This is a genomic window from Pseudomonas sp. Sample_9, from assembly GCF_004307535.1.
GTDB lineage: Bacteria > Pseudomonadota > Gammaproteobacteria > Pseudomonadales > Pseudomonadaceae > Aquipseudomonas > Aquipseudomonas mercuritolerans.
Map to the genome: position 1 here is coordinate 1 of NZ_RAZO01000255.1, position 4048 is coordinate 4048.

Sequence of the window (4048 nt, forward strand, 5' to 3'; positions counted from 1 at the left end):
ACCACGGCCAGGCGCCAGTCCGGGCCGATGCGCACGGCGATCATGTCTTTGCTGATCGATTCACCGAGACGAATGCCGGCGTCGAAGCGTTCCTTGACCACATTGGTAAATCCGTAATCGACGTAGAACTCCAGGGTGATGTCCGGGTAGTCCTGCAAGAACTTTGCAAGCATCGGCCGAATGCACAACTCGATCTGATCGTCCGTGCAGGAAATGCGGATCGTGCCGCTGGGCTTGTCGCGCAATTCGCCGAGGGCTTCGAGCTCGGCGCTGATCTGCTCGAACAGCGGCGCAATTGAGTGCATCAAGCGTTCGCCAGCCTCGGTCGGCGAGACATTGCGCGTCGTACGAGCGAGCAAGCGAATACCCAGACGCTGCTCCAGCGCGCGAACCGTATGGCTCAACGCAGACGGAGTGACGCCGAGCCGGGCGGCAGCCTTGGTGAAGCTTTGCTCCTGCGCCACCGCCAGAAAGGCCTGCAGGTCGTTGATTTTGGCGTTGCTCATTGATGAATTTTTCTCAAAAGCACATGAAGATTACCGCTACTAATCAAGTTAAGCGCGATCCGTCAAGCTTTGCAGCCTGAGTAGCGGGGCAAGAATGCCTCGATTAGTTCTTCTCCAAAGCAGGTTTTGCATGACGGCCCAAGCAATCGACAACCCGACAGCGCAGTCTGTCAAAGCATCCGCACCAGGCGAACAACCGGCGTACTGGAGCGGTGTGTTCGCGATGACCCTGTGCGTCTTCGCGCTGATCGCCTCCGAGTTCATGCCGGTCAGTCTTCTCACGCCAATGGCTACGGACTTGCACATCAGTGAAGGCCTGGCCGGCTACGGCATCGCCATCTCCGGCGCGTTCGCGGTGCTGACCAGCCTGACGATCACCAGGCTCGCCGGCTCGATGGATCGCAAGCGCCTGTTGCTGCTGTTGACGGCGCTGATGTGCGCGTCCGGGCTGGTGGTCGGCCTGGCGCCCAACTACACGGTATACATAATCGGTCGCGCATTGATCGGCGTGGTAATCGGTGGCTTCTGGTCGATGTCGGCGGCGTTGGCCATGCGTCTGGTACCCTCCGCCAGCGTGCCCAAGGCGCTGGCGATTTTTAACGGCGGCAATGCCCTGGCGACCGTCGTGGCGGCGCCGTTGGGCAGTTATCTGGGCAGCGTGATTGGCTGGCGCGGGGCGTTTTTCTGCCTGATACCGGTAGCGCTGATTGCACTGCTCTGGCAATGGATCAGCTTGCCCGCACTCCCGGCCGCGCCACGCAAAGCCAGCGCAGCCAATGTCTTTGCGTTGTTCAAAAGCCGCCGGGTGGCGTTGGGCATGCTCGGCGCAGGCCTGTTCTTCATGGGCCAGTTTGTTCTGTTCACCTACCTGCGACCGTTTCTGGAGACCGTGACCCGGGTCGACGTTTCGGTGCTGTCGATGATTTTGCTGGTCATTGGTGTGGCCGGGTTTATCGGCACTGTGGTCATCGGTTCGGTGTTGAAGAAGGGGCTGTATCGCGTAGTGATCGCCATCCCGCTGTTGATGGCGATGATCTCCGTGGCGCTCATAGGGATGGGCGGTTCAGTGGTGGCGACGTTCGTATTGCTGGGCTTGTGGGGATTGATCGCCACGGCGGCGCCGGTGGGCTGGTGGTCTTGGTTGGCGCGCACGCTGCCCGACGATGCCGAGGCGGGCGGTGGGCTGATGGTGGCGGTGGTGCAGTTGTCGATTGCCTCGGGGTCTACCGTCGGTGGTCTGCTGTTCGACGGCAGTGGCTATCGGCTGACGTTTTTCGCCAGCGCGGCATTGCTGGTGCTGGCGGCGCTGATGACATGGCTGACGTCGCGGCAGACGGCCTGAATCAGCTTTCGGTGTTTTCGGCCGCCGCCTGCGCCGCTTCGGCTTCCAGCTTCAGGCGGTCGGCCTTGCAGATGTATTTGGGCTTTTTCGGCGCCAGTTTGGCGTTGGCCTTCTTGGCTTTTTCCTTGAACAACTGCTGCAGCTTCTTTTGGCGATTCATGATTTTTCGATCAGGGGTGGAGAGGGTGGGAATCCTGACGCAAGGCCGAGTGGTCAGCAAGAAGAAATCCACTAAGCTGAGCACATTCGCCCATACTCAAGAGCATCCCCCAACCGAAGGAATCGCACATGAGAAAAGCTCGCAGATTGATTACCGCGTTGTCTTGCCTCGCGCTGGTAATCGGCAGCACGACCGCACTGGCCGACCCCGGCAATGGCAAGGGGCAGGGTGGCCAGGGCGGCCAGGGCAACGGCAAGGGCAAACCGCAGAACATGCAGGATCACGGTAATCAGGGTGGTGGCGGTCAGGGCAATGGCAACAAAGGCCAGCAATCCTCTGGCAATCGCGGCGGTGGTCCGAGCGTTGATCGCGGCAATATTCTCGGCATCATCGATGGTTATCGCGGGCAATACTGGAATCCGGGGCCGCCGCTGCCGCCGGGTATTCAAAAGAATCTGGCGCGGGGCAAACCGCTGCCACCGGGCATCGCCAAGAAGCTGGACGGGCGCATGCTTGGGCATTTGCCTCACTATGACGGCTACGAATGGCAACAGGTGGGTACCGACCTGATCCTTGTTGCGCTGGCCACCGGGCTGATCTACGAGGTGCTCAACGGCGCGTTCGATTGATTGTTGAAAGAGGAGCGGCAGCACGTGCCGCTCCTTTTTTATGCGTGCATAACTGCATCAGGTGCATCAATGAACTGCATTGAGGCTGGGTTGTTCGTTGAGTGATGTGCTTTCAGACTGAGCTCAACGCTTAACGAATGAATGGAGATGATCATGGCCAACGCAATCCGCTTCACCGAAACGGGCGCACCGGATGTCCTGCAATTGCGCACTGTCAGCGAACAGGCCCCCGGGTCCGGCGAGGTCTGGCTGGAGCAAGAGGCGGTGGGCGTCAATTACCTCGATGTCAGCCAGCGCAAAGGTGCAGTGCCCGTGGCGTTGCCATCGGGGCTGGGTCTGGAAGGCGCGGGTCGGGTGGCGGCGGTCGGTGCCGGTGTGAGCAATGTCCGCGTCGGTGATCGAGTCGCTTATGCCACAGGTCCCTTGGGCGGTTACGCCTCGGCGCGGCTGTTTCCGGCAGAGCGTCTGGTGAAGATTCCCGAAGAGTTGTCGTTCGAAGACGCGGCGGCGGTGTTGTTCAAAGGCATCACCGCACAGTATCTGCTGAAGGCGACTTACCCGGTCGGGCCGGGCACGACGATGCTGCTTTACGGTGTCGCGGGTGGTCTGGGGGAAATCATGGTGCCGTGGGCCAAACACCTTGGCGCAACAGTCATCGGTGTGGTGTCGAAGCAGGCCAGTGTCGACAAGGCTCGCGCGTCCGGTTGTGACGAAGTGCTGGTGTTCGATGCCGAGACTCTTGCCGCCGATGTGGTGCGTATCACTGAGGGGCGCAAGGTCGATGTGGTGTATGACCCGATTGGTCGGGTGTCTTTTCAGGCCTCGCTGGACAGCTTGCGCCCACGCGGATTGATGGTCTCGTTCGGCGCGCAGGCCGGCGCGCCGGCGGCGGTGGAAATGGCCACGCTGAACGCCAAGGGCTCGCTGTTTCTGACCCGTCCATCGCTGGCCGCGCACACCGCCACGACAGCCGAATACCAGGAGCGCGCGCAAGATGTGCTGGCCGCTGTTGCCGCCGGTATCATCACGCCGCAAATCCGCGCGCGTTATTCATTGGCTGACGCGGCACAAGCGCACGCCGATCTTGAATCGGGCCGATCATCAGGGGCGATCATTTTAAAACCATGAATCTGGATGTTCTGAGCAACCCGCACAGCGATGAAATCGCTGCTTTCCTGGCCGTCGCTGCGCAAGGCTCGTTCGTCGCGGCGGGGCGTTTGTTGCAGCGCCATCCGACCATCGTTTCCAAGCGCCTTGCGGCGATGGAAAAGCGACTGGGCGTGCGGTTGGTGGAGCGCTCAACGCGACACGTGCGTATCACCGAGGCTGGCCTGCAACTCGAACAGCGCCTGCGCGCGGCCGTCGAGTTGATGAACGAAGCGCAGCAGCAAGCGGTGCAGGGCGCCAGCGA

6 protein-coding genes are annotated in these 4048 nt (G+C 61.0%); 4 read left to right on the plus strand and 2 right to left on the minus strand.

Features of this window, described 5'->3' with window-relative positions; genetic code table 11:
- The coding region (locus D6877_RS14415; RefSeq protein WP_130911230.1) for a LysR family transcriptional regulator at positions 1-506 on the minus strand (506 nt) is incomplete at its 3' end.
- A 130-nt stretch (positions 507-636) separates the two neighbouring features.
- On the opposite strand from D6877_RS14415, the gene D6877_RS14420 reads away from it, so the two are divergent.
- Positions 637-1848: an MFS transporter gene (locus tag D6877_RS14420; RefSeq protein WP_130911231.1), complete on the plus strand. Its 1212-nt coding sequence runs from the start codon at positions 637-639 to the stop codon at positions 1846-1848.
- Between the two features lies 1 nt (position 1849).
- On the opposite strand, the gene D6877_RS14425 is transcribed toward D6877_RS14420, so the two are convergent.
- Entirely contained in the window at positions 1850-2008 is a 159-nt protein-coding gene (locus tag D6877_RS14425) for a DUF2986 domain-containing protein (RefSeq protein ID WP_110645778.1), read from the minus strand.
- Positions 2009-2136: 128 nt separating this feature from the next.
- On the opposite strand from D6877_RS14425, the gene D6877_RS14430 reads away from it, so the two are divergent.
- The 3 genes from D6877_RS14430 to D6877_RS14440 form a co-directional block, all read left to right on the plus strand.
- Positions 2137-2637, plus strand: a complete 501-nt coding sequence (locus D6877_RS14430; RefSeq protein ID WP_130911232.1) for an anti-virulence regulator CigR family protein — start codon at positions 2137-2139, stop codon at positions 2635-2637.
- Positions 2638-2790: 153 nt separating this feature from the next.
- The gene (locus D6877_RS14435) at positions 2791-3765 is read left to right on the plus strand and encodes a quinone oxidoreductase (protein WP_130911233.1); all 975 of its coding nucleotides are present in this window, start codon (positions 2791-2793) and stop codon (positions 3763-3765) included.
- Positions 3762-4048, plus strand: a 287-nt coding sequence (locus D6877_RS14440) for a LysR family transcriptional regulator (protein ID WP_130911234.1), incomplete at its 3' end; no start/stop codon positions are given. The genes D6877_RS14435 and D6877_RS14440, both read left to right, overlap by 4 nt.